The organism is Gordonia sp. KTR9, assembly GCF_000143885.2.
Classification (GTDB): domain Bacteria; phylum Actinomycetota; class Actinomycetes; order Mycobacteriales; family Mycobacteriaceae; genus Gordonia.
Genome location: NC_018581.1, coordinates 271,636 through 293,695, shown reverse-complemented (window position 1 = coordinate 293,695; position 22,060 = coordinate 271,636). Strand labels below are relative to the sequence as shown.

Annotated in this window: 18 protein-coding genes and 1 pseudogene; 10 read left to right on the top strand and 9 right to left on the bottom strand. The window is 67.5% G+C overall.

Annotated elements, in window-relative coordinates; all coding sequences use genetic code 11:
• Positions 1-105 precede the first annotated feature (105 nt).
• Together KTR9_RS02050 and KTR9_RS02045 are read right to left on the bottom strand one after the other, a co-directional pair.
• Complete coding sequence (locus KTR9_RS02050; RefSeq protein WP_014924999.1) at positions 106-549, bottom strand: MmpS family transport accessory protein; 444 nt, start codon at positions 547-549, stop codon at positions 106-108.
• 213 nt (positions 550-762) lie between these two features.
• Positions 763-1,509 carry a glucose 1-dehydrogenase gene (locus tag KTR9_RS02045; RefSeq protein WP_014924998.1) on the bottom strand — a complete coding sequence of 249 codons (747 nt, stop codon included), beginning with the start codon at positions 1,507-1,509 and terminating at the stop codon, positions 763-765.
• A 178-nt stretch (positions 1,510-1,687) separates the two neighbouring features.
• Here KTR9_RS02045 and KTR9_RS02040 point away from each other — a divergent pair, with 178 nt between their 5' ends.
• Positions 1,688-2,293 carry an acyl-CoA-like ligand-binding transcription factor gene (locus KTR9_RS02040; protein WP_014924997.1) on the top strand — a complete coding sequence of 202 codons (606 nt, stop codon included), beginning with the start codon at positions 1,688-1,690 and terminating at the stop codon, positions 2,291-2,293.
• Between the two features lie 26 nt (positions 2,294-2,319).
• On the opposite strand, the gene KTR9_RS02035 is transcribed toward KTR9_RS02040, so the two are convergent.
• Positions 2,320-2,637, bottom strand: coding sequence for a hypothetical protein (locus tag KTR9_RS02035; RefSeq protein ID WP_014924996.1), 318 nt, complete (start codon positions 2,635-2,637; stop codon positions 2,320-2,322).
• A gap of 121 nt (positions 2,638-2,758) precedes the next feature.
• Here KTR9_RS02035 and KTR9_RS02030 point away from each other — a divergent pair, with 121 nt between their 5' ends.
• A complete protein-coding gene (locus tag KTR9_RS02030; protein WP_010843200.1) occupies positions 2,759-3,385 on the top strand; it encodes a TetR/AcrR family transcriptional regulator in 627 nt (208 codons plus the stop codon).
• Positions 3,386-3,411: 26 nt separating this feature from the next.
• On the opposite strand, the gene KTR9_RS02025 is transcribed toward KTR9_RS02030, so the two are convergent.
• The gene (locus KTR9_RS02025) at positions 3,412-4,323 is read right to left on the bottom strand and encodes an AurF N-oxygenase family protein (RefSeq protein ID WP_014924995.1); all 912 of its coding nucleotides are present in this window, start codon (positions 4,321-4,323) and stop codon (positions 3,412-3,414) included.
• A 547-nt stretch (positions 4,324-4,870) separates the two neighbouring features.
• On the opposite strand from KTR9_RS02025, the gene KTR9_RS28115 reads away from it, so the two are divergent.
• The 6 genes from KTR9_RS28115 to KTR9_RS01995 all read left to right on the top strand — a co-directional run bounded on the left by KTR9_RS28115 (position 4,871) and on the right by KTR9_RS01995 (position 10,885).
• Positions 4,871-4,993 (top strand): hypothetical protein, encoded by a 123-nt coding sequence (locus tag KTR9_RS28115; RefSeq protein ID WP_269432852.1) that lies wholly within the window; start codon positions 4,871-4,873, stop codon positions 4,991-4,993.
• A gap of 136 nt (positions 4,994-5,129) precedes the next feature.
• On the top strand, positions 5,130-6,554 hold the full coding sequence (locus tag KTR9_RS02020; protein WP_044505671.1) for an FAD-binding oxidoreductase: 1,425 nt from the start codon (positions 5,130-5,132) through the stop codon (positions 6,552-6,554).
• Between the two features lie 81 nt (positions 6,555-6,635).
• Entirely contained in the window at positions 6,636-7,397 is a 762-nt protein-coding gene (locus KTR9_RS02015) for a decaprenylphospho-beta-D-erythro-pentofuranosid-2-ulose 2-reductase (RefSeq protein ID WP_014924993.1), read from the top strand.
• Between the two features lie 31 nt (positions 7,398-7,428).
• Positions 7,429-9,558 carry an arabinofuranosyltransferase gene (locus KTR9_RS02005; protein WP_443134913.1) on the top strand — a complete coding sequence of 710 codons (2,130 nt, stop codon included), beginning with the start codon at positions 7,429-7,431 and terminating at the stop codon, positions 9,556-9,558.
• A gap of 5 nt (positions 9,559-9,563) precedes the next feature.
• Positions 9,564-10,355 (top strand): MBL fold metallo-hydrolase, encoded by a 792-nt coding sequence (locus KTR9_RS02000; RefSeq protein WP_014924991.1) that lies wholly within the window; start codon positions 9,564-9,566, stop codon positions 10,353-10,355.
• Positions 10,356-10,429: 74 nt separating this feature from the next.
• On the top strand, positions 10,430-10,885 hold the full coding sequence (locus tag KTR9_RS01995) for a TIGR03618 family F420-dependent PPOX class oxidoreductase (RefSeq protein ID WP_044507507.1): 456 nt from the start codon (positions 10,430-10,432) through the stop codon (positions 10,883-10,885).
• 43 nt (positions 10,886-10,928) lie between these two features.
• On the opposite strand, the gene KTR9_RS01990 is transcribed toward KTR9_RS01995, so the two are convergent.
• On the bottom strand, positions 10,929-11,609 hold the full coding sequence (locus KTR9_RS01990) for a nitroreductase (RefSeq protein WP_014924989.1): 681 nt from the start codon (positions 11,607-11,609) through the stop codon (positions 10,929-10,931).
• A 295-nt stretch (positions 11,610-11,904) separates the two neighbouring features.
• Here KTR9_RS01990 and KTR9_RS01985 point away from each other — a divergent pair, with 295 nt between their 5' ends.
• On the top strand, positions 11,905-14,487 hold the full coding sequence (locus tag KTR9_RS01985) for an alpha/beta fold hydrolase (RefSeq protein WP_049942556.1): 2,583 nt from the start codon (positions 11,905-11,907) through the stop codon (positions 14,485-14,487).
• Between the two features lie 295 nt (positions 14,488-14,782).
• Here the strand turns inward: KTR9_RS01985 and KTR9_RS01980 are convergent, their stop codons facing one another.
• The 3 genes from KTR9_RS01980 to aroQ all read right to left on the bottom strand — a co-directional run bounded on the left by KTR9_RS01980 (position 14,783) and on the right by aroQ (position 16,377).
• The gene (locus KTR9_RS01980) at positions 14,783-15,100 is read right to left on the bottom strand and encodes an ArsR/SmtB family transcription factor (protein ID WP_014924987.1); all 318 of its coding nucleotides are present in this window, start codon (positions 15,098-15,100) and stop codon (positions 14,783-14,785) included.
• Positions 15,093-15,575 carry an SRPBCC domain-containing protein gene (locus KTR9_RS01975; protein ID WP_014924986.1) on the bottom strand — a complete coding sequence of 161 codons (483 nt, stop codon included), beginning with the start codon at positions 15,573-15,575 and terminating at the stop codon, positions 15,093-15,095. Before KTR9_RS01975 ends, KTR9_RS01980 begins: the two co-directional genes overlap by 8 nt.
• Before the next feature lie 343 nt (positions 15,576-15,918).
• Positions 15,919-16,377 (bottom strand): type II 3-dehydroquinate dehydratase, encoded by a 459-nt coding sequence (gene aroQ, locus KTR9_RS01970; RefSeq protein WP_014924985.1) that lies wholly within the window; start codon positions 16,375-16,377, stop codon positions 15,919-15,921.
• 122 nt (positions 16,378-16,499) lie between these two features.
• Here aroQ and KTR9_RS01965 point away from each other — a divergent pair, with 122 nt between their 5' ends.
• The gene (locus KTR9_RS01965; RefSeq protein WP_014924984.1) at positions 16,500-19,928 is read left to right on the top strand and encodes an arabinosyltransferase domain-containing protein; all 3,429 of its coding nucleotides are present in this window, start codon (positions 16,500-16,502) and stop codon (positions 19,926-19,928) included.
• A gap of 63 nt (positions 19,929-19,991) precedes the next feature.
• Here KTR9_RS01965 and KTR9_RS01960 read toward each other — a convergent pair.
• Positions 19,992-21,805 (bottom strand): annotated as a pseudogene (locus KTR9_RS01960) (DUF222 domain-containing protein).
• Positions 21,806-22,060: the final 255 nt, after the last annotated feature.

Sequence of the window (22,060 nt, the reverse complement as noted above, 5' to 3'; positions counted from 1 at the left end):
GTCGAACCGAGCGGGACGCCTCACCTCTGCGGCGAGCCCCTTCCGGAGTTCGGTGATCCGCTCGCGCGTCGTGGCCATCTGTCGCTCCCCCGTCGTCCCGCGCACCTAGGCCACCGGGACCAGACAGTTGGCGACCGTGCTGCCATCGGTGCCCGAACCGTCCTGACGTACGCGCTCGAATCCGTTGACCCGCACCGCACATGACACCTCGCCGCGACCGGAGGACTGGGTCAGGACGCCGGCAGACGTCGTCAACTCCCGTGTCCGGAGCACCACACGCCACGGAACCGTCACCTTGTCCTCGACGACGCGGCCCCCGGGCTCGATGTAGGACACCCGCGCGGACGATCCCTCCGGCCCGGTCACCACGTACTCGATCGACTTGTCCCGGACGATGCCGGCCTGCGGCGCGGGCGGCGAATGCCCGATCGCCCGGTCGGGGATCACGCTCAACCGCAGTTTGCCCACGTAGAACGCCGACACCGCCATCACCGCGACGACCACCAGAACAATCCACCACGCGACACCGCGCCCACCGGACTTCATCATCGGACCCCCATCGACATCAGGCGTCGAGTGCGTCGACCTGGTGGTTTCCAGGTCGACGCACCACTCAGCCTGCCAGTGGCAGGGACTCTATATGTGACATCGCTCGTTGGCAAGGTCGAGCGAGATCGGGCGGCGCCCATGCAGGGGCCTCGAAACCAGCGGCGGCGCCGAACCCTCTCTAGAGAGCCGGCGCCGCGTCACAGATCGAACAGGTCAGGAGGCAGTCAATCCGCCGTCGATGACATGCTCCATGCCGCTGATGTACGAGGAGTCGTCAGAAGCGAGAAACAACACGAGGTTGGAGACCTCGTCGGGTTCGGCCATTCGACGAATGGGAACGGTAGCAGCGATACCGCCGCCTTCGGCGTCGGTGGCAGCCTCCATCATCGGCGTCTTGATGTATCCCGGATGCACCGAGTTGACGCGGATCTGTTCCGGCCCGAACTGGACGGCAACCTGCTTCGTCATGCCACGGGAGGCGAACTTGCTGCCTACGTAGCCGATGTTGGGCGCGCCGACGATCGAGACCATGCCGGCAGTGGAAGAGATGTTGACGATGGCACCACCGCCCGCCTTGCGCATCGACGGGATCACGGTCTTCATGCCCCACACCTGCGAATGCTGATTCACAGCAATGACTTTCAGATACTCATCCGGGTCGATCTCGACGACGTCCTCGATGGGCCCCAAGATGCCCGCATTGTTCACCAGGATGTCCACCGGACCGAACGTGTCCTCCGCCTCGGCGACGACCGCGCGCCACTCGTCGAGCGAGGTGACGTCATGCTTGATGAAGTGCGCGCCGTCACCGAGTTCAGCCGCGAGCTTGCGGCCACCGTCATCGTTGATGTCGGTGAAAACGACCTTGGCACCCTCGGCAACGAACCGCCGTACATGAGCGGCCCCCATGCCCTGTGCAGCCCCGGTGATGATGGCGACCTTGCCATCCAACTTTCCCATTTCCAACACTCCTTCATCGCTCGGATGCATCGCGGACGCGATGCCGGGTCCCGCGTTGCAACGACCTGGGTGACACTTCGAGTGGTCAGTCAGCGCGGGTAGTGGTACCGAGTACCACAATACGCCGGAGCCCAGCGCCGGAGCGAAGAATCGAGCGGTGACCGCATAAGTTGGAACAATGGAGACCCGAAGACGTCCACCGGGGCGCCCACCGGCGGCGTCGAAAGAAGATGTGGAGCAAGCAGCGGTCGCATTGATGATCGACCGTGGCTACGAGAACGTCAGCGTCGAGGACATCGCCGCTGCTGCAGGCATCGGGCGTACGACATTCTTCCGCTACTTCGGGTCGAAATCGGGGGTGATCTGGCTCGAGTTCGACGCGACGATCGAGCGACTGGCCGATGTCCTGGAAGCGTCGGCAGACGCGGACGACGTGCTCGGCTCCGTCCGTACCGCTGTCCTCGAATCGACGCGCCTTGCCGTCTTCAGCAGCGACGTGTGGTTGGAGCGCTTTCAGCTGTTGGACACCACTCCGGATCTCCACGCGGGCGCGCAGGCACGTTGGGAGCAATGGCGGTTGCCGATCGAGTCGTTTGTGGCGAACCGGGCCGGCGACCATGTGGACCACTACGTTCCGATGGTGGTTGCCGCCGCATGCCATGCCGTGTTCGTTGCGGAGCTCCGTCACTGGCGAAACCGGGACAGCGAGCGGATCGACCTCCTGACACGTTTGGATGCACACCTCGGGAACGTGCTCAGCCATCTAGACGGTTTGTTCGGCTGACCAGACCAGGTGCACTGCTGTATCGCTCACTCCCCCTCGATCTTCTGCGAATTCGCCCACCGACGTCCGGGGTCGCCACCCCAGGCATCCCAGGCCACGCGTCCGGCCGTCGGGAAGCCGTCCTCGCCGTTCTTGAACCCGGCGGTGTCCCGGTCCACCTCATGACGGGAGAAGTAGTTGCGCATCTTGCGGATCTGGTCGTCGTCGACGTCCCTGCCCTCGGCCAGCTGGTGAGCCCGATGGCGGCCGGTGGCGGTGAACCCCTTGCCCGCCTTGCCGTCCTCGATCCACCGGACCGCGCGCTGGGCTGCTTCCTGGACATCCTTCGGTGGCTGGTGGCTCATCTACCGCGCTCCTGTCGTAGAGATCTGTGCCCCACCCGCGTGCCCGACCGAGCAAGCTGTGAAACCAGCGGTGACCTCGACCTCGCCCGGCGTCACGCACGGGTGAGCCATAATCGCGAACATGCAGAAGCCGGCTTGCCCGATCCGACGCCGGACCACACCCGAGGTCCGGGAGGCGCTGCTCGTCGCGGCCGTCGCGGAACTCGACGAGGCGGGTCCGGAGAAGGCCAGCCTGCGCGCCATCGCCCGCCGGGTGGGGATCACCCATCAGTCGGTTGCTCACCACTTCGCAGATCGTCGGGCACTGTTCACCGCGGTCGCGGTACGCGGATTCGACAGCCTCCATGCGGAACACACCCGCGCTCTCGGGGAACTGTCCGACGATGCGCCACTGGGCGAGGCTGTTGCCACGCTCGGGCAGGTCTATGTCCGGTTCGCGCGTGACAACCGCGCCACGGCCGCGCTGATGATGGGGTCCCGCCTGGTGGACAACAAGGCCGCTGAGCTGGTCGCGGCCCGGGCGCGGGCGTGGGAACTGCACACGAGCACGGTCTCCGACGCCGCAGACGACGGATGGGGCGGCGGAGTGCCGGGGAACCTCATCGCCATCGCGACCTTCGCCATGGCGCACGGCCTGGCCTCGCTGGAGACCGACTTCGCCGACCAGCTGCCCGACGGCACCGGTATCGAGGACCTGCTCTCACTGGTCAATGCCGCGATCATCACTCCCCCGCAACAGGATTCCTGAGCGACGGGCCCACCGACGCCGAGCCGTCAGAGCATGTGGACCTTGCGATAGATCCGCGCAGCGGGCCGGGTGAGCAGACCGACGTCGTCGAGAAAGCCCATCAGGTGTGCACAACCCGAACGCACCATCGACTGGAAATGGTGGTTGCGGCGCATCTCGCCGACGGCGCGACGATGGTCCAATCCGGCGTCGGCATAGGCCTGCGGGCGGACGAGACTCACGAGGATGTACGACACCGCCATCGCGGTGATCACCGAACTGAGCTGCCGCCGAATCCAACTCGCCTCACGCATGGAGTGCCGGACCTCCTCGCGGGCGAACCGCATGTGCCGCGACTCTTCGAGAACATGGATCTCGTTGACGGTGCGCACGAGCGGCAGTACCCGGTCGTCGCGCATGCACCCGCGTTGCAACACGTCCAGGACCTCCTCGGCGGCAAGGATTCCGGCGTAGGCGATCTCACCGCCGGCCACCCGCATGAACAGCTTGCCGAAACGACCCAGACGTGGGTGCGGCGTGTAACTGGTACCCGTCAGCTTGTGTGAGGTCTTCGCGAACATGATCGAGTGCCGGCATTCATCGGCGACCTCGGTCAGGGCGAACTGGAACTCCGGGCGGTGATAGTCACCGAGGTACTGGTCGCGGATCACCATTTCCTGCAGCATCATCTCGAACCAGATACCGATGCTCATGATCGACGCGGTCTCGTGGCGGGTGAGGCGAATCCGCTGCTGCTCGGTCATCTCGTCCCAGTACGCGGTTCCATAGAGCGTCGACCATTCCGGACTGCAGCCGTACTTCTCCGGATCGAGCGGCTCGTCCCAGTCGATCTCGGTCATCGCGTTACGCGACAGCCGCGTCGCGGACGCCAGGAGGCGCACAGCGACCTCATCGACCCCATCATCGGGGCGGGTCACATCGTTGAGTGCTGCTTCCATTCGGACTCCTCGTCGTACGCCGGGCTTCGACCCTGTGATGCATGCCACCACGGATAGTGCCATCAGTCAATGGTTCGTTCGACGATGGCATGGACCCGGCGGCCGAACCGACGACCGCTCTGACACCCGGACACCGCGAGCAACCCCGCACCGACCTCTGCGACCGGCCTCGGCACCCGATCTCCGAGTGTTGGACTGGCGCACCATGTCTCGGCCGAATGACCCGAGGGCAACAGGTGGCGAACCACCCGCCGGCGGTGCTATTCATGAATCAGTCGCATTGTGCACACGCAGACCACCTCTCACCGAAAGGAGCTCCCCGTGCCCACTGCAGACGAGACGATCATCTGGCCCGACCCGAGCCCGCTGCAGAGGTGGTGGACACAGGTGATGACGCCATCCGACATCGCGCGCGCACGCCCCCCGGCCGGGCAATCGACCAGGCCCCTCGCCGGCCGAACTCGAGTGCACCGAGCCGCTCCGGCCTCGTGAGATCACACCCAGCGCCACGCACCCCGCCCGACACGAACTCGTTCACGCCCGAGACATGACCCAGCACTCCACCGTCCCTCATCCGCCGCAACCAACACCCGGCCGCGACCTCTGGTGGGCCGTGACCTATGTCATCGCGATGGCCGCGATCGTTGTAGCCCTGACGACGTGGGCTTGACGCAAGACAGCGACGTCACCCTCGTCAGGGGACCACCGGTCGAACGGATTCACCGGGCCGCTGCGGTCACGGAGCGGCAGCTCGGCTCGGGACGGACGGTCCGTGCAGGTCGGTCACCCAGGTACCCTCTTTAGCGATGTCTACTGAAGAGTTGCTGCCGATCACGACCCGCAAGCTGGTGGGCTGGTCTCGCACCACCCCGATCGAGGGTCACGTCCTGTCCACGCCGTACCCCGAGGTCATCGCCGAGGCGGTCGCCCGGGTGGCCGACGACAACGCGGACAAGCCGGATTACCTCAAACGCGGCGTCATCGCCCGCGGGCTCGGACGCTCCTACAACGAGTCGGGCCAGAACAGCGGCGGACTCACGGTCGACATGACCCCGCTGACCAGGATCTATGCGATCGACAACGAGTCGGCCACGGTCGACGTCGACGCCGGCGTATCGCTGGACACGCTCATGCAGGCGGCACTCCCGCACGGCCTGTGGGTCCCGGTGCTCCCGGGCACCCGGCAGGTGACGGTGGGCGGCGCGATCGCGCACGACATCCACGGCAAGAACCACCACAGCCAGGGCAGCTTCGGCAACCACGTCCTCGAGATGCAGCTCCTCGTCGCGGACGGCCGGATCCTCACCCTCACCCCGGGCGGGTCGGCCGACGACCCGGCCGGCGAACTCTTCTGGGCGACCATCGGCGGCATCGGACTGACCGGCATCGTGCTGCGCGCGAAGATCCAGATGAAGCGCACCGAGAGCGCGTACTTCATCGCCGACACGGCGCGCACCGGCTCGCTGCAGGAAACCCTCGACCTGCACCTCCAGGACGGCTTCGAGGACGGGTACGAGTACGCCTCGGGCTGGTTCGACACCATCAGCGGACCCCCGAAACTCGGCCGCGGCACCTTCTCGCGAGGCAACCTCGCCCGTGTCGACGAACTACCGGAGAAGTACCGGGACAACCCACTGTCGTTCAACAACAAGCCGCTGGTCCGGTTCCCGGACATCTTCCCGCGCGGGCTCGCGAACAAGCTCTCGTTCTCCGCGGTCGGCGAGGCCTACTACCGGATCGGACCGCCCAGCGAGGGCAAGGTCAAGAATCTCGCGCAGTTCTACCACATGCTCGACGTGTTCGGTGACTGGAACAACGCCTATGGACGCGGGGGCGGCTTCTGCCAGTACCAGTTCATCGTGCCCACCGGTAACGAGGGTGAGTTCACCGCACTCATCGAGCACATCCAGGCGTCCGGGCACGTCAGCTTCCTCAACGTCATCAAGCTCTTCGGCGACGGCAACCGGGCACCGCTGAGCTTCCCGTTCAAGGGCTGGAACGTCTGCCTCGACTTCCCCGTCAAGGCCGGTCTCGCCGAGTTCCTCAACGACCTCGACCGCCGCGTCATGGCGATGGGCGGCCGCCTCTACACCGCCAAGGACTCGCGTACGTCGGCCGAGAGCTTCCACGCCATGTACCCGGAGATCGACGACTGGATCGCGACCCGTCGCCGCGTCGACCCCAACCGGGTGTTCATGTCGGACATGGGCCGGCGACTCGAACTCGCCTGAGCGACGGACATTCTCGACGCACCCAGTTTCCGACGCGCTCACGCGCAACCGACCTGTACGTCACCGAAAGCGAGTACACACATGATCAACGCCGTGGGCGTCCCACAGTCCATCCTGGTCCTGGGAGGCAGCTCCGAGATCGGGCTCGCCATCACCGCCGAATACCTCAGCAAGGGCCCGGCGCGGGTCATCCTCGCCACCCTTCCGGGTGACCCCACCGCCGCTGCCGCCGTCCAGAAGGCCAAGGACGCCGGCGCCACGGAGGTCACCCAGATCGACTTCGACGCCCGTGCCACCGACACTCACCGGGCGGTCATCGACAAGGCGTTCGCCGACGGTGACGTCGACGTCGCGATCGTCGCCTTCGGCATCCAGGGCGACGACGAACAGGCCTGGCAGGACCACGGCCTCGCCGTCGCCGAAGCCGAGATCAACTACACCGCCGCGGTTTCCGTAGGTGTGCTGCTCGGCGAGAAGATGAAGGCCCAGGGTCACGGTCAGATCATCGCGATGAGTTCGGTCGCCGGTGAGCGTGTCCGTCGCAGCAACTTCGTCTACGGCTCCACCAAGGCCGGACTCGACGGGTTCTACCTCGGACTCGGAGAAGCACTGCGCCCCTTCGGCGCTCGAGTCCTCGTCATCCGTCCGGGTCAGGTGCGCACCCGGTTGTCGGCGCACGTCAAGGAAGCGCCACTCACGGTCGAGAAGGAAGACGTGGGTCGCCTGGCGGTGGCCGCGGCCACCAAGGGCAAGGAGATCGTCTGGGTGCCGGGACCGTTCCGCTACATCATGATGGTGCTCCGCCACATCCCGCGGCCGATCTTCCGCAAGCTGCCGATCTGATCGCTGAATCGCCGAGTCTGAGTGGGACGTGATGAACCGACCTGACCCTTCGAGACGTCCCTCCGCAAGCTCCGGGACTCCTCAGGGAGCGGAAGGGGGCACGTCCACCGCACCTCAGGGAGCAGGAGGAGAGTCGCCCACCGCACCTCAGGGAGCGGAAGGGGGCACGTCCACCGCAACTCAGGGAGCGGAAGGAGGCACGCCCACCGCGCCCAAGGGAACAGGGGGAGGCGCGTCCGACTACGGGCGGGCAGCACTGTCCCTGGTGATCGCCGTGGTGGTCGGCGGCGCGGTGTCGATGGCGGGGCTGGCGGCCATCGGAACCGTCGAGTGGCCGGCGTTCAACTCGTCGAACGTCACCCGGTCGCTGACGACGGCCGGACAGGTGCTGGCCATCGCCATCCTGGTCGTGGCCGCGCTCCTCTACCGGTACGGCAAGGGGCGCCTGCTGGTGCCGGTGCTGTCCGCGGCCGCGATGTCGGGGTTCGTCACCGTGACCATCGGGATGCCGCTGGGCGCAACACGTCTCTACCTCTTCGGGTTGTCGGTCGATCAGGAGTTCCGCACCGAGTATCTGACGCGGATGACGTCGAGCCCCCACCTGGCGGACATGACCTATACCGAGCTGCCGCCGTATTACCCGGCCGGTTGGTTCTGGTGGGGTGGACGCTTCGCCAACCTGCTCGGTCAGCCCGGTTGGGAGGCCTACAAGACGTGGGCGATCGTGTCGATGGCGGTCGCGGCGGCCGTCGGCGTCATCCTGTTCATCCGGATGTTCGGCGCGGATCGCGGTGTCGCCCTCGGACTCGCGGTCACGACCGTCACACTGCTGTACGCCTCGCCGGAGCCCTACGCGGCGATCCTGGTGCTGATCGGCGTGCCGATGCTGATCACACTGACCTACGCCCTGCGCGGACGAACCCGAGCCGCCGACGGCCCGGTGGGCCCGCTCTTCGGCACGACGAGTTGGCCCGCGGTGGCAGCGTCCGGGGTGTTCCTGGGGATCTCGGCCGCGACCTACACCCTCTACACCGGACTGTTCGCCCTGACCGCCGTCCTCCTGGCCGGCTACTTCGCCGTGCAGGGATGGCTGGGCGCGTCGAACAAGGCCACGTCGTCGGCAGCCATCCGGAGCCGACGGCGTGGCGTCGTGGTCGCGGTGACCGGGCGCCTCGTCGCCGTCGCGGTCATCTCCGGCCTTATCGCCCTGCTGGTCTGGGCGCCCTACCTGTGGGCACGTCTGACCAACACCCCGGCCAGCGGCGGGACCGCTGAACACTATCTGCCCGAACGCGGTTCGGTGTTGCCGCTGCCGATGTTCGGCCTGAACCTCGTCGGCGCCATCACGATGATCGGTCTCCTGTGGATCCTGCTGCGCTTCCGCACCCGCACCGTCGCCCTGGCGATGGGCGTCACCGTGCTGACGGTCTACGTGTTCTGCCTGCTGTCGATGCTGATGACCGCGTTGGGAACCACCCTGCTCTCGTTCCGTCTCGAACCCATCCTGGTGGCCACGTTGAGCGCGGCCGGCGTCTTCGGCGTCGTCGATCTCGCGCACTGGGCGGTGCGCCGATTCGGCGACGTTCGCGTGGTCGTGGGTGCGCTCGCCGTCCTCTCGGCCATCGCGATGGCACAGAGCATCCCGGGCCATCTGGCCACCGAGATCACCACCGCCTACACCGACACCGACGGGTACGGCGAACGCGCGGATGCTCGCCCGGCGGGAGCCGAATCGTACTTCGCGGAGCTGGACAAGCTGATCGGTGAGCAGACCGGCAGGCCGCGCACCGACAACGTGGTCCTCACCGCCGACTTCGGCTTCTTGTCGATCTACCCCTACTGGGGTTTCCAGGGACTCACCTCGCACTACGCGAACCCACTGGCCGAATTCGACAAACGCGCAACCGCCATCGCGCGGTGGGCGGAGAGCGAGAACGCCGACCAACTCGTCGATGCTCTCGACCGCTCGCCGTGGACCCCGCCGAATGTCTTCCTGTTCCGGTACAGCGCAGACGGTTACACGCTCCGCCTCGCCGAGGACGTCTATCCCAACGACCCGAACGTGAAGCGCTACACGGTCACCTTCGATCCGGCGGTCTTCGACGACCCGCGCTTCGAGGTCACCGAGCGCGGCCCGTTCGTCCTCGTCGTCCGGAAGTGACCGCGATGCGACCACCGTTCCGCACCTCGCGTCCGATGACGATCACCCAGGTCGACGGCGACTCGTCGACAACGCATTTCGTCTCCACCGATGTCGTGAACTGGATCCTCCTGGAAGAGGACGGCGAACTGACGCTCATCGACGGTGGCTACCCGGGCCAGGCCGGTCAGGTCGTCGAATCGATCGAACGGATCGGCCGCAAGCCCGAGGATGTGCGCGGTGCGTTGCTCACCCACGCCCACGTCGACCACCTCGGTGGCCTCGTGAAGCTGCAGGCGCGGTACGGGTTCGACGTCTACATGGACCCCGTCGAGGTGGATCACGCACTGCGCCATCACCTCCAGCAGGCCAATGCACTCGATCTCGCCCCGCAGGTCGCGAATCCGCGACTGTGGGCGTGGCTCGCCAAGACCACACCTCTCGGTGTCCTCAGTCGTGCGGGCCTCGCGCAGGCGTCGGGGTTCCCCGTCGGCGGCGCCACCGATGAGCTGCGACCGCTCGAGCTCCCGGGTGCGCCGGTCCCCGTCGCGAGTCCCGGTCACACCGACGGACACAGCGCCTACCTCGTCGCCGACGGCCGTGCCCTGGTGTCCGGTGATGCGCTGGTGAGCGGGCACGAGATCTCGTCGATCACCGGTCCGCAGTGCATCCCGTCGCTCTTCCAGCACGACGAACCGACCGCGCGACGCAGCGTCGAGCGATTCACCGAGCTCGACGCCGACATCCTGCTGCCCGGCCACGGCCCGATCCATCGCGGCGGAGTCGCCGCGGCCGCGCGTGAGGCACTGTCGCGCTGATTCCGACAGCGCCGAGATGAGCCGTCGTGGAGCTCACGGGTATGGACTCCGGCTCGCACGGCGTTGCGATCCGCATGAACTCTCCCCGAGATGACCTCGACCCCGATCTCCTGCGCATCGTCGCCGACCATCAGGAGTCCATCCTCATCACGCTCCGGCGCGACGGCCGACCGCAGTCATCCAACGTCATTCATCTGTGGGAACCGGAGACGGCATCGGCCTTGATCTCGGTCACCGCGCCCCGGGCCAAATCGCGCAACGTCGAACGCGATCCCCGGGTCAGCCTCCACGTCCTCGGCGACGGATTCTTCTCGGCATACGCCGTGGCCGAGGGGACGGGCACGCTGAGCCCGGTCGCGGCGGCACCGGACGATCCGACCGTCGACCTCTTGGTCGACTGGTACCGGGCGTTTCGGAATGAGGACCACCCGGACTGGGACGACTATCGGGCCGCGATGGTGCGCGAACAGAGGCGGCTCCTGCGAGTGCGGGTCGAGCGGGTCTACGGAATGACCCGGTTGCCGCGCTGAGTACTGCGGCCGGCCGACGGGCCGACTCGAGGGACCGGAAAGGTCACTGCCCGAACCCCACGAAGGTGGCGGCCTCCTCGACCGACTTCCGCTCGGAGATCACCGAGTTCGCCGGGAAGGTGTCATCCGGCCAGCCCAGCGCGATGCTCTTCATGATCACCTGATCGTCCGGGATCCCGGCATGTTCCCGGACCACCGGCGACTGCATGATGCCCTGACTGTTTATCACCGCGCCCAGACCGCGGGACCAGGCGGCGTTGACCAGGGCGGTCGAGACCGCACCGCAGTCGAACGGCGTGTCGTCGCTGCCGTCCAGGATGCGGTCGTAGGTCACGATCACGCAGACCGGGGCATCGAACTGACGGAATCCCCGCAGCACCCAGTCCTGCCGCATCTCCGTGTCCTCGCGGGCGATGCCCATCGCGCCGAACAGCTGCTTGGCAACCTGGACCTGGCGGTCACGATGTGTCCCCGTGAACTTCTCCGCGCCGGTCCGGAACTCTCGTGAGTGAGGCACGCCGGCGAGATTGCGTTCGGTGTTTCCCGCACGGATGCGATCCAGGGGTTCCCCGGTGATCACGTGGAAGTTCCAGGGCTGTGTGTTCATCGACGACGGTGCCCGCATCGCGAGCGTGAGGATCTCCTCGATCAGCTCTCGGGGGACGGGATCGGGAGTGAATCCGCGGATGCTGCGACGCCCCATAACTACTTCGTCATACTGCATCGTCGATCTCTCCTTGCGCGCATCCGACAACCCGATCGCCGTCGTACGGGTCCGTCCTGCAGACCCTCCGGCGATCAGTGAACACGTTACATCCGAGCTTTCCGATCACCTGCGACCGCGCTCGGGCGGCTCCGAGCGCGCACCGCAGCGTCGCGAAGGGTAGCTTTACCTGGCAAGCTGACGGGGCCGGAGGAGGGGCCGAGTCCCGCGCGGCGTGGCACCGTTGCCCGGGCTCGAATTCCCGTGGCCCGTCCATGACCGTCGACGTCTCCCGCCTCCGCGGAAGTTTGAGGACATGAACAGCCAAGACGCTCTCGCAGCCCGTGAGACCCCCACCGATGGAGCGGGTGTGTCCGACCTTCCCGGTGTCGACGCAACGCAGACCGCCGCAGCACGCTGGCGAGCCGTCGCCGCGGTGCGGGGCGATGCGATCGCCATTCAGACCCCGGAGAGGTCCATCACCTTCGCGGACGCGGCGACCCGCGTCGACGAGCTCGCCCGCCGGATCGTGGCCACCACCGATCCCGACCGACCCGTCGCGGTGGAGATCGAATCCGACATCGAGTCGGTCATCGCGATGCTCGCCGTCCTGTCGTCGGGGCGCCCCCTCGTGCTGCTCGACCCGTTCCTGCCGGCGGACCGGCTCGACGTCGTGCTGGAACGTTCCGGGGCGCAGCTCCTGAACGCCGCCGATGCCGGCGACCCTGGTCCGCAGGACACCGTCGTTGCACCCCGCCCGGACGATCCGGCGGTCCTGTTGTTCACCTCAGGATCGACCGGGACCCCCAAAGGGGTTGTGCTCTCCCAGAAGATGCCGGTCAACCATGCCCGCGACGGTCGTCGCTTCCTCGGCATGCGACCCGAGGACCGTGCTGTCGTCCTGCTGCCCCTGAGTTTCGGCGGCGGCCTGGATGCGCTCGCGATGAGCCTGCTCAACGGTTCGACGATGCTGCTCTGGGATGTTCGCCGCCGTACCACGACCGGCCTGCGGGACTGGCTCGTCGCAGAGCAGGCGACCACCGCGCACTGCACCCCGTCGTTGCTGCGCTCGTGGCTGGGCGAGTTGTCGGCCGCCGACGCCGTCGACTCCCTGCGTCTGCTGTCCACGTGTGGCGAGCCGGCCCACCGTGCCGATGTACAGCAGGCCCGCGACACGATCCTCGCGACCGGGGTGTTCTGTTGCTGGGCAGGCGCATCCGAGGTCGGCAACTTGGCCTTCAACCTGTTCCCGCCCACCCGCGAGGTCGAGCCGGGAGCCATCCCGGTGGGTGTTCCGGCCTCGGACAAGCACATCCGCATCGTCGACGCGGACGACAATGACCTGCCCGTCGGCACCACCGGTGAGGTCATCGTCGAGTCCGCCCACATCTCGTCCGGCTACCACCGGAATCCCGAGATGACGGCAGCGCGTTTCAGCGGGCTTCCCGACGGCCGAACACGCTACCGCACCGGGGATCTGGGACGACTCGACGAGTCCGGTGAGCTCGCGCTCCTCGGGCGCAGTGACGACGCGATCAAGATCCGCGGCTACCTCGTCGAACCGCTCGAGGTCGAAGCCGCACTCCGCGCCCTGGCGTGGACCACCGACGCGGTCGTCACCGCCAACCGGGACGAGGCGCGACTCACCGCCCACGTCGCGGTGGACCCGGAAAAATGGTCACCGTCGCCGGCCGAGATCCGACAGGAACTCGGGAAGACGTTGACCCCGTGGATGATCCCGCGTGACATCGTCGTCCTCACCGAACTCCCGCGCAACGAACGCGGCAAGGTGGATCGGGCGGCACTGCCACCTCCGCCCGCCCGTCCCGGCCACGAGCCGCCCCGCGGCATGACCGAGATGGCGCTACACCGCTTCTGGTGTCAGATCCTCGGTCTCGAATCCATCGGCCGGAACGAGGATTTCGTCGAACTCGGTGGCGACTCGCTGGCCGCGGCGAAGATGCTGGCCGAGGTGCAGCATCACCTCCAACTGGACGTGAACACCGCGATGCTCGCCGAGGCGCCGACGATCGCGCAGTTCGCCCAGCGCATCGAGTCCGCCGCGAGAGAAAGGTCGGCGAACGCGTCGGGTGCCACCCTCATCCCGTTGCGCAAGGGCACCGGCCGACCGATCTTCCTGGTTGCCGGAGCCGGCAGCCTCGCGACGAGCCTCACCCCGGTCGTCCGCGCGCTGCAGACCGACCGGCCGGTCTACGCCATCCAGTCGCGTGGCGTCGAAAAGCGTGGCCGCGCCGACCATTCCGTTCGCGCCGCGGCACGCCGGGCGATCGCCGACATCCGATCGGTACAACCGCACGGGCCGTACCAGGTCGGCGGATACTCGCTGGGCGGTTTCGTCGCGATGGAGGTCGCGGCACGGTTGACCGACGCGGGCGAGAGATGCGATCCCGTCGTCGTCCTGGACTCGCTGTTCGACCCGGCACTGGCCCGCCGGGTCCGTGGCGAGAAGATCGGAATCCTCGATCGCCTGCGGGCCCGGCGTGGTGACACCCAGGACACAGCTCTGCCCGACCGCACCGGGGACGATCCCGCTCCCGCGAGAGAACCACTCCCCCAGCGGGTGGTGAAGGAGGTCGTCCTGGCGGTCCTGGTCCGCACCGCGGGGATGGTGCAGCTTCCGACGCCCGTGCAATGGGTCGTGTTCTTCCGGTTGGGCACCAGGATGATCCGCCGCTACCGGCCCCGGGATTACGACGGCCCCGTCGGCGTGATCCGCGCCCGCACCAATCCCGACGACCCGGACCTGTGGCAGCGGATGTCGTCGGGGGAGGTGACCTTCCACGACGTCACGGGCGACCACATCTCGATGATCCGCGCGCCACACGCCGCCGATACCGCGCGGGCGATCGACGACGTGCTCAACTCCTCCGCTCCCTAATCCGAAAGAGCCGGAGACCCCCCGCCTGCTCCCTAATCCGAAAGAACCGCATAACCCCTGGTCCCTGAGGTGCGAGGAGCGATAGCCGCCGGGCCGAGCAAGCGACGAAGGAGCGCGTCGAGGTCGACGAGCCTCGAAGGGCCTGGTGAGGCACGTTGCGATGCCCTTCGTGGCTCGCTTCGCTCGTACCTCAGGAAGCAGAGAATTCGGACGCTCACCAAGGTTCTTCCGTAGTCCACGTCGGCCGCCAGGCCTCAGATACTGAGGCGCGCTCTGCACACCTCAGGCGACTGACTCAATCCTGTTCGGCGCGGAGTTTGATGTAGGCGAGTCGGCGATCCCAGCCACGGCCGATCGTGTCGAGCCGATGCGCCACCCGGGACAGCTGCGCCCCCACGGCCTCGTAGCGGATCTCGCGGCCGACGCGTGACGACGTCACCAGCCCCGCCTCGGTGAGGACGCGAAGGTGTTTCGCGATCGCCTGCCTGCTGATCGGCAGCTCGGCCGCGAGACGAGAGGCGGACGCGGGTTCCGAACCCAGCCTGGTGAGGATCTGCCACCGGCTCTCGTCCGAGAGCGCGGCGAAGACCTCCACCGGGACGACGTCAGGCATGCACGCCGCCGAGATGCGTTCGGGCCAGCTCGAGTTCGATGGTCCAACCCTCGTTGTTGCCGTCGAATCGAGCGCGTCGCTCGGCATCGGTTCCCGGCAGCGACGCGAAGCCGGACTCCACGACCTTGAGGAGAACACCGGAATCCGATGGCGTGATCCAGAACTCGACGAGCGTCGAATCCGATTGCGGATCACCGGCGTCGGCCAGCCAGCGGAATGCCGCGTACCGCGGCTCGTCGAGTTCGACGGTGCGGAACGTGAAGGCGCCGTGGACCGGGTCGTGGATGGTCGACAGGTCGCCGTCGCGTTCGATCCGGTGATCGGTGATCGCCTTGTCGTTGATGAACCACCCCGGCTCGCTGACCAGAGACCAGACCCGCTCGGCGGGTGCGTCGATCGCGATCTCGCGCTCGATTCGGTCGAATTCGCCTGCCGCCGAACCGGTCACGTCGTGTGTATCCGTGTTCTCACTCATCAGTGCTCCCTCGATGCGGATTTGTTTAGTGCAACCCTATGGTTGCACTAAAGCCGTCACGGCGCAATGGTTCGGAGCTGACATGGCGACACACCCACCACAGATGGACACATCCACCCGTCATCCGGGTGAGGGCCTGTCCATCGATGGTGGGCGTGTGACGCGTGACCCGTAACGGCCGGCCCCCGCTAGCCCGCGATCAATTCGCGCACAGTCGACGGAAAACAACGCACAGTCGACGAAGAACGACGCCCGGTCAACGAGAAACGGCGCACAGTCGACGAGAAACGGCGCACGGTCGATGGAAAGAGGCGCCCAGTCGACGGGGCGCCGGGGTCAGTGGTCAGTCCACGAGCTCGGCAAGCCGGCGAATCGCGAACTCGTAGCCGCGGATGCCGTAACCGACGATCACCCCGGCCGCGATCGGCGACACATAGGAGTGATGCCGGAACGCTTCACGTCGGTGCACATTGCTGATGTGCACCTCCAGCACGGGGACATCGGGAATGACGAGTGCGTCGGCGAGCGCCACCGAGGTGTGTGTCCAGCCGCCGGGGTTGACGACGATGCCGCTGATCTTGCCGACCGATTCGTGGATCCAGTCGAGCATCTGGCCCTCGTGGTTGGTCTGCGCGGCGCGCACCCCGAAGCCGAGCTCGGCGGCGGTGCGCTCGGCCAGATCGACCACGTCGGCGAGGGTGTCCGAGCCGTAGACGGCGGGCTCCCGGGTGCCGAGGGTGTTCAGATTGGGACCGTTGAGCAGCAGGATCGGCAAACGGTCTGGCTTCTCGGCGTCGGACATGGCGTTCACCTTACTGGCCCTGACCTGCCGGTCGGCGCCCCCCGGCGAGCCGGTGAAGACGCGGTCGCGCCCGCACCGCCACCGGCCGGGGCGAGACGGCCCAAGGTCTACCATCTCTCTTTGTGCCAGCGCAGACCGTTCGACGAGCGAGGATCGTCGCCATCGTCACCGGACTGCTCGGGTTCTTGCTCGCGCTCGCGACACCGCTCATGCCGGTGTCGCAGCGAACGGCCGAGATCGACTGGCCCCAGAACGGGCAGATCGGTTCGGTCGCCGCCCCGCTGATCGGCTACACGCCCGTCGACCTCGACGTGTCGATCCCCTGCAGCGCGGTCGACGACCTGCCGCCCGGCGGCTCGGTGCTGCTCTCCACCACGCCCAAGCAGGCATCCAAGTCCGGTGAGCGCGGCCTGTTCATCCGCAAGACCGGCGCCCCTGACGCTCCCGCGGACCGGCAAGGCGTCGAGGTGGTGGTCCGCAACGTCTCGCTGGTGTCGGCGACGCTGCAGGACATGCGCGAGCAGGGTTGCCGCGAGATCGTCGTGCACGCCGACTCCGATGCGGTCACCGCCGAATTCGTCGGCATGACCAGCGGCACCCAGAACGAGGACGGCGAGGACGAACCGCTCGCGGGCACGACGGAGGACAAAGAAGCCTTCAAGTACTGGCCCGACCAGCGCCCCCAGGTGACCGGCCTCTTCACCGACCTGTCCGGACCCGCCGCCGACATCGCAGGGCTCGACGCCCACGTCACGATCGACTCTCGCTACAACACCGCTCCGACCATCTCGAAGTGGCTGGTCGTCATCGTCGGAGTGGCCTCGACGCTGCTCTCGCTTGCGGCACTGGCAGCGCTCGACTCCACCGACGGCCGCCGCCATCGCAGGATCTTCCCGGCCCGGTGGTGGCGGCTGAACGCGCGCGACTACGTGGTCATCGGCGCACTGATCGTGTGGCACATGATCGGGCCCAACACCTCCGACGACGGCTACTTACTGACCATGTCGAGGGTGGCGCAGGACAGCGACTACACCGCCAACTACTTCCGGTGGTACGGCGCGCCCGAGGCACCCTTCGGCTGGTACTACCAGGTCTTCGGTCTGCTCAGCCACGTCTCGGTCGCCAGTCCGTGGATGCGGCTGCCTGCGCTCCTGTGCGGAATCCTGGTGTGGCTCATCGTCAGTCACGAAGTGCTTCCACGCCTCGGCCGCGCTGCGCTGACCCGGCCGATGGTCGCCTGGACGGCGGCCTTCGCCTTCCTCGCGTGCTGGTTCCCCTTCAACAACGGACTTCGTCCCGAACCGATCATCTGCCTCGGCGCGCTGCTGACCTGGTGCTCGGTCGAACGTGCCATCGCCACCGGTCGCATGCTGCCGGCCGCCGTCGCCTGTCTCATCGGCGCGTTCAGCCTCGCCGCCGGGCCGACCGGCCTGCTCGCCGTGGCTGCGCTGATCGCCGGCGCCCGCCCGATGATCATGGCGCTGATCAAGCGCGCCCGCGTCGTCGCCGAGCTGTCGTCCGCCGAGTCGAACTCCGCCGCATCGCCATCCGAGGAGACGGCCGCCGGCGCCCGCGACGGCCGGCGCTCGCTCCGCTGGTCGTTCGTCGCGCTGATCGCGCCGATCCTGGCCGCCGGCACCTTCGTCGTCTTCGTCGTGTTCTCCAACCTGACCCTGCGGTCGTTCGCCGAGGCGTCGAGCATGAAGTCGGCGCTGGGGCCGTCGATGAGCTGGTACAACGAGATCGGCCGCTACTCGGCGCTGTTCGCCTTCTCCGCCGACGGTTCGATCGCGAGGCGTTTCGCGGTGCTGGCGATGATCCTGGGCCTGGTCGTCTCGGCCGCGGTGCTGATCCGCAAGAACCGTATTCCCGGCACCGCCATCGGCCCGACGCGCCGCATCGTCGCGATCACGTTCGCGTCGCTGGTCTTCCTCATGTTCACGCCCACCAAGTGGACCCATCATTTCGGTGTCTTCGCCGGTATCGCCGCCGCACTCGCCGCGATCGCGGCGATCGCCGCCAGTCAGCAGTCGATGCACTCGCGACGCAACCGCACCCTGTTCTGCGCACTCGTCCTCTTCATCGGCGGACTCGCGTTCACCGCCCCGAACTCCTATTACTACTACTCGGCATGGGGCATGCCGTGGGGCGTCGAACAGGTCACGATCGGCGGCGTCATGCTCGGCAGCGTGCTGCTCTACGCCGCGCTCGCGCTGCTGCTCGTCGCCCTGTGGTTCCACTTCCGTGAGCCGTTCACCGGGACCGATCCACACGTCGAGGAGTCCACTGCCGACGACACCTCGCACCAGCGCTGGTATCGGCGGCTGGGTGCCTCGATGGCGGCCGCTCCGCTGGCCTACCTCGCGTTGGCGGTCGTCGTCTTCCAGATCGTCACCGCGATCTTCGCCGGCATCCATCAGAGCTCGTCGTACTCGGTGCCCCGCTCCAACTTCGCCGCGGTCGCGGGCAACCCCTGCGGCATGGCCGACAAGGTCTGGGTGGAATCCGATCCCAACCGCGACATGCTGCGCCCGGTCGATCCCACCCTGCCGAATCCGCTCGGCGGACCGCCACCGGCACCCGGCACCTCACCGACCACGTCGGGGTTCTTCCCCAACGGCGTGCCGACGGCGCTGGAGTCGACGGCCAGCGAGGGTTCGCTCGGCGTGCTGTCGGGAGACGTCTGGCAGTCCCCCGACATCGTAAACTCCAATCCCGGCGGCACCGGCGGCGGCGAGATCGCCGAACCCGGGATCAACGGCAGCACCGCGGCGCTCCCCTTCTTCCTCGACCCGGCCGAGACCCCGGTCATGGGTAGCTACTCCAAACTCGACCAGGTCCCGGCCCGCCTCACCTCCGGCTGGTACGCACTGCCGCCGGACTGGCGGGACCGCCCGCTGCTCACGATGTCCGTGGCAGGCGAGTACGACAACCCGAACGTGATGCTCGAGTACACCGCCGAGCCCATCGGCCCCGACACCCGCGACGCCGACCTCGAGGCCGCCGGCGACACCGAGCTCATCGATCCCGGCCCGCGCCCGTCGTGGCGCAACCTCCGGTACAACACCGACGAGCTCCCGTCGGACACCACCGCGGTGCGGATCGTCGCGACCGACGACAACCTCGCCGAAGACCGGTTCATCGTGCTGACCCCGCCGCGGATCCCGCAGATGGACACCCTGCAGGACGTCGTCGGCGACACCGACCCGGTCCACATCGACTGGACGTCGGGTCTGGCGTTCCCGTGCCAGCGTCCGTTCACCCACGACGTCGGCGTCGCGGAGATCCCGAAGTGGCGCATCAAGCCCGGATCCGACCTGGCAGCCGCGGTGTCCGCGTGGCAGAACAGCTTCGGCGGTGGCCCGCTCGGATGGATCGAGGTCTCGCAGCAGGCGACGGCGCTGCCCACCTATCTGATGGCCGACATCGGACGGGACTGGGGCGCCCTCGAACGCTACGAGCCCTACGGCGACGTCGACACGCTCGCCGAGATCGAGACGGGAACGGCCACCCGCAGCGGACTGTGGAGTCCCGCGCCGCTCCGGCACTGACGATTCGACGGCGCTGACGACCGGTCGCCGTAGTGGTGGTCGGCCAGGCGAGCTGCGCTGGCGTCACCGATGGTCAGCGAGTATGCGTGTGAGGGCTGCTTCGACTGGGGTCAGGGGTTGGGTGGCGTGGTGCTCCGGCGGTGCCGGTGGGTGGACGAGTTGTCGGTAGGCGAGTTCGAGGCGTCGGCCGCGGTCGCCGTGGCCGATGGCGTCGGGGCGCGACTGGTCGCCGGGCCCCCTGCTCCCTGAGGAGCGCCCGGAGCTTGCGGAGGGCGCGGGAGCCCTGCTCCCTGAGGAGCGCCCGGAGCTTGCGGAGGGCGCGGGAGCCCTGCTCCCTGAGGAGCGCCCGGAGCTTGCGGAGGGCGCGTCACGAAGGGTCCGGCGACCGAGCCTGCGAAATCCTCGCGTTGGTGGTCCGTGGATCTCGTCGCGCACGGTGTTCAGATGTGTCGCGAACCGCCGGGGTATGTCGGGTCGGCGGTTGAGGCGGTCGGGGTTGGGTGGGGCGCCGGGTTCGGCGTTCAATCGCCAGACGCAGCGGCCTTCGTCGGGTCCGGACCGTGCGATCCGGGTGGTGTACTGGCCGGGCTGGTCACCGACCATGCGGTTGTGCCGCGGGCAGGCGGGGGCGAGGTCGTCGATGTCGGTGAGACCACCCTGGGCCCAGTCCTTGTGGGCGTGATGGAGTTCCACCTGCGTGGCGGGTTGATCGCACCCGGGAGCCGAGCACACCTCACCATCGGGGCGGGCGAAGGAGACGAGGCGCTGTTCGCGGGTGGCCAGACGTTTACCGCGTCCGAAATGCAGCGGCACAGTGGTGGAGTTCTTGAAGATCGCCAGCCAGGGCTGCATATCCGCGGCGAGCGCGATGACGTCCCGGATGGGCAGCAGGGTTCCGGTGGCAGTGGTCGCGAGTCCGGCTTCGCGGATCAGGTCGCCGAGGTCGGCTTTGATGATCAGCTGCACGGGCAGGCCACGGTGTGTCGTGCCGAGTGCGCCGTCGGCGAAACCGGCGGCCAGTGCGGCGTCGAGGGCGTCGTGGTTTGTCTGGGCGACGGTGCGGTGGTCGCGGTCGGCTGCGATGGCCAGGGCGTCGGGGTCGGCGGTGGCGGCCGGTCCGCTCGGTGAGGCGGGGTCGTCTGGGTTGTTGAGTCCGGGCTTGCCCCAGACTGCGAACATCATCGTCAGACGTGCGACGAGTTCGGGGGTCAGGGTGCCCGACACCTTGGCGGTGCCATCGGCGCGTTGCCGACTGATCCACAGGTTGCGGCGTCGCTTCTGGTCGGTGTCGTCGGCCAGAGTGCCGTCGGGGTCGAGGTGCGCGAGCAACCGCGCACCGAGCTGTGAGATGTCGGCAGGCGTGTGATCGATCGCGATCTCGGCCATCTGACGTTCAGCAGCGACCTTCACATCGTGGTCGACAGCGTTCGGGATGTGGTCGAGGACGTCGAGGGCGGCCTGGATGTGTGCGGTTCCGACAGTCCCTGCGGCGAAAGCTTCTGCCAGCGTCGGATGCTCAGGTTCCAGCTGGTCGCCGTTGAGGCACGTGAGGGTGGCGGTGGCATTGAGGTGCTTGCGCCGTCGCACCGGGTTGGTGATGCGGAGGCGGTGTTCATGAACTGGGTGAGTGTGCGGTACCCGGTCTTGCGTGGCAGGTCGCGAGCCTCGGCTTCGGCGACTTGCCGGTCGCCGGCGTAGGTGGCTCGCGCGATGGCCCGCTCGGTGGCAGAGGCGACGTCGATCAGTTCCTCGTCGGTACATGGGGCCAGGTCGACGGTCTGCAGTTCGTCGAGAATCGCGCGCAGCTCGGCCATCAGCTCGACGGCACGCGGTTGCGGCGCCACCGAATTGTCGTCGACATGTGTCGTGTCGGCCATGACGGTCACCCCCGAGAACCGTAGTTGCGAATGTACGTTCGACTGTACACGAAAGACGGGCAGTCGGCAGCTCGAAATATGCTGTCCAACAACTCTTTCCTCCCTTGAGCGACCACTCTCGATTGTCGGTGGTTGCTGGTACCCTCCGCCTGCGGCCAAGGATCTGAGCGGTCATGCGGTGCGGGACCCTTCGTGGCTCGTCGCTATCGCTCCTCGCACCTCAGGGAGCGGGAGCACCGCCTGCGCTCCTCAGCT

Excerpts from the sequence above, each read along its gene's own strand:
- KTR9_RS02050 (WP_014924999.1), bottom strand. The coding sequence starts at position 549 with ATGATGAAGTCCGGTGGGCGCGGTGTCGCGTGGTGGATTGTTCTGGTG.
- KTR9_RS02045 (WP_014924998.1), bottom strand. The coding sequence starts at position 1,509 with ATGGGAAAGTTGGATGGCAAGGTCGCCATCATCACCGGGGCTGCACAG.
- KTR9_RS02040 (WP_014924997.1), top strand. The coding sequence starts at position 1,688 with ATGGAGACCCGAAGACGTCCACCGGGGCGCCCACCGGCGGCGTCGAAA.
- KTR9_RS02035 (WP_014924996.1), bottom strand. The coding sequence starts at position 2,637 with ATGAGCCACCAGCCACCGAAGGATGTCCAGGAAGCAGCCCAGCGCGCG.
- KTR9_RS02030 (WP_010843200.1), top strand. The coding sequence starts at position 2,759 with ATGCAGAAGCCGGCTTGCCCGATCCGACGCCGGACCACACCCGAGGTC.
- KTR9_RS02025 (WP_014924995.1), bottom strand. The coding sequence starts at position 4,323 with ATGGAAGCAGCACTCAACGATGTGACCCGCCCCGATGATGGGGTCGAT.
- KTR9_RS28115 (WP_269432852.1), top strand. The coding sequence starts at position 4,871 with ATGACCCAGCACTCCACCGTCCCTCATCCGCCGCAACCAACACCCGGC.
- KTR9_RS02020 (WP_044505671.1), top strand. The coding sequence starts at position 5,130 with ATGTCTACTGAAGAGTTGCTGCCGATCACGACCCGCAAGCTGGTGGGC.
- KTR9_RS02015 (WP_014924993.1), top strand. The coding sequence starts at position 6,636 with ATGATCAACGCCGTGGGCGTCCCACAGTCCATCCTGGTCCTGGGAGGC.
- KTR9_RS02005 (WP_443134913.1), top strand. The coding sequence starts at position 7,429 with ATGAACCGACCTGACCCTTCGAGACGTCCCTCCGCAAGCTCCGGGACT.
- KTR9_RS02000 (WP_014924991.1), top strand. The coding sequence starts at position 9,564 with ATGCGACCACCGTTCCGCACCTCGCGTCCGATGACGATCACCCAGGTC.
- KTR9_RS01995 (WP_044507507.1), top strand. The coding sequence starts at position 10,430 with ATGAACTCTCCCCGAGATGACCTCGACCCCGATCTCCTGCGCATCGTC.
- KTR9_RS01990 (WP_014924989.1), bottom strand. The coding sequence starts at position 11,609 with ATGCAGTATGACGAAGTAGTTATGGGGCGTCGCAGCATCCGCGGATTC.
- KTR9_RS01985 (WP_049942556.1), top strand. The coding sequence starts at position 11,905 with ATGAACAGCCAAGACGCTCTCGCAGCCCGTGAGACCCCCACCGATGGA.
- KTR9_RS01980 (WP_014924987.1), bottom strand. The coding sequence starts at position 15,100 with ATGCCTGACGTCGTCCCGGTGGAGGTCTTCGCCGCGCTCTCGGACGAG.
- KTR9_RS01975 (WP_014924986.1), bottom strand. The coding sequence starts at position 15,575 with ATGAGTGAGAACACGGATACACACGACGTGACCGGTTCGGCGGCAGGC.
- aroQ (WP_014924985.1), bottom strand. The coding sequence starts at position 16,377 with ATGTCCGACGCCGAGAAGCCAGACCGTTTGCCGATCCTGCTGCTCAAC.